3 protein-coding genes are annotated in these 1,953 nt (G+C 55.7%); 2 read left to right on the forward strand and 1 reads right to left on the reverse strand.

The features are described from left to right. The coding region (locus ACXJ5O_RS25545) for an ABC transporter permease (protein ID WP_457302351.1) at positions 1-772 on the forward strand (772 nt) is incomplete at its 5' end. Then, the gene (locus tag ACXJ5O_RS25550; protein ID WP_457302352.1) at positions 769-1,563 is read left to right on the forward strand and encodes an ABC transporter permease; all 795 of its coding nucleotides are present in this window, start codon (positions 769-771) and stop codon (positions 1,561-1,563) included. The genes ACXJ5O_RS25545 and ACXJ5O_RS25550, both read left to right, overlap by 4 nt. A 152-nt stretch (positions 1,564-1,715) precedes the next feature. On the opposite strand, the gene ACXJ5O_RS25555 is transcribed toward ACXJ5O_RS25550, so the two are convergent. Further along, a partial coding sequence (locus tag ACXJ5O_RS25555) for an isoprenylcysteine carboxylmethyltransferase family protein (RefSeq protein ID WP_457302353.1) occupies positions 1,716-1,953 on the reverse strand: 238 nt, incomplete at its 5' end.

Genomic DNA, 1,953 nt, shown 5'->3' on the forward strand with positions numbered 1-1,953 from the left:
GGCAGCATCTTCGAGAATCACAGACCGCAATCTTTTGGCAGCAGTTGACCTGCAACGGGACGCGTCCGGTGCAATTGCCTCTCTTCCGGCTGATGCTTCGGCGAACAAGGCCATAATGCTGCGGACGTTTGTGATGGCTTTGACGGTGACAGGGGCGTGCGTTTTGATCGGTTTTCCCTTTGCCATGATCGCTGCCTCGGTCGATGGCTGGAAGCGGCAATTGTTGCTGGGTGCGGTGCTGCTCCCGCTTTGGACGTCATTGCTGGTGCGAACCGCGGCATGGTTCATCTTGTTGCAGGACAGGGGGCTGATCAATTCGGTCTTGATGCAATCGGGCGTAACGTCAAGTCCGATACCGCTGATCTTCAACCGAGCCGGCGTCATCATCGCCATGACCCATGTCCTGCTTCCCTTCATGGTGCTTCCGATCTTCAGTGTGCTGATCGGTATCCCCAAAAACCTCATGCCGGCCGCGGCGTCGTTGGGCGCTCATCCCGTCAGGGCATTCTTGAATGTCTTGCTGCCGCTCGGGCTGCGCGGCGTCGGTTCTGGTTCGCTCCTGGTATTCATGAGCGCGCTCGGTTACTACATCACGCCGGCCTTGATCGGCGGTGCGAAGGATCAGATGATCAGTTCGGTGATCGCCTACTACGCCACGGGCGCAGCCAACTGGGGCATGGCAGGGGCGCTTGGACTGGTCCTCCTGGCGGCCACGATGATCCTCTATGCGATATATCTCAGGCTTTCGTCAGAACGGGAAACGAGTCCGTGAGCGTGTTGCGTTTTTCGAAACTGATTTTCGGTTCTGCGACCGTCTTCTTTCTGATCGCACCGCTGATTGCGATCCTGCCGCTCGCTTTCACCGACAGTGTCTTCCTCAACTATCCCATTCCAGGTTACTCAACCCGATGGTTCGTTGAGCTGTTCACCGCCGGTGTGTGGCAGCGGTCCATCATCAACAGCCTCATCATCGGTTGCGGCACCACCGTGCTTGCGACATTCCTGGGAACCGTTGGTGCCCTCGGACTACGGGACAAGCAGCTTTCGCTTGTCCTTACGACCATCAAGACGATTTTTCTTTTGCCGATGGTGGTGCCGGCGGTGGTGCTGGGCGTCGGCATGCAGCTCATGTTTGCTCGATATGCTTTGACCAACACCTATCTTGGGGTGATCATTGCCCACACTGTGGTGGCCGTGCCCTTTGTCGTTGTCAACGTCTTGGCGGTATTGCAGGGGATTGATCGCCGGTTGGAGCAGGCGGCAGCCAGCCTCGGCGCAGCACCCGTTACGGTGCTGAAACAAGTAACCTTGCYGCTGGCGCTCCCCGGTATCGTATCTGGGGCTGTTTTCGCCTTTGCGACGTCGTTGGACGAAGTCGTGCTGACGCTGTTTGTGGCGGGCCCAAACCAGCGGACGCTCGCACGGCAAATGTTCTCCACGATACGGGAAAACATCAGCCCGGCGATCGCTGCCGCGGCCTTCGTTTTCATTGTCGGCACGGTGTTGATTGCGATCATTGTGAACTTTTCGCGAGGTACCAAACGGGCGAAGGAGGTAAGATAGGACACATGATAGCAAACGTCTTGCTGCCAAGCAGTAATAATTGGCATTTTCAAACGAACGCTTATCAATACAGCCCGTTTCTGTGCATAAGCTGGAAAACTAAGCGGTGCTGGAAACGGCTCCCTGAAAAGTCGTCGGAATACTAACGCACATCAATACTGGGGGAAGTGGACACGCATGGCTTTTTCCTCTTGACTAATTCGAACGAAAAGCGGGATCAGATAGAGAGGCATGCCTACGGCAAGCGTCCAAAACGCATGTAGCGTGACCGCAAATCCGATGAGCTCCGGAATGATGTTCAGGTAATAATTCGGATGCCTGACAAGACGGAACAGCAGGGACGTAACCAGTATGTGGTTTCGAGCGATGATGTGTTTGACTGTCCATTGT

The organism is Phyllobacterium sp. P5_D12, assembly GCF_054049495.1.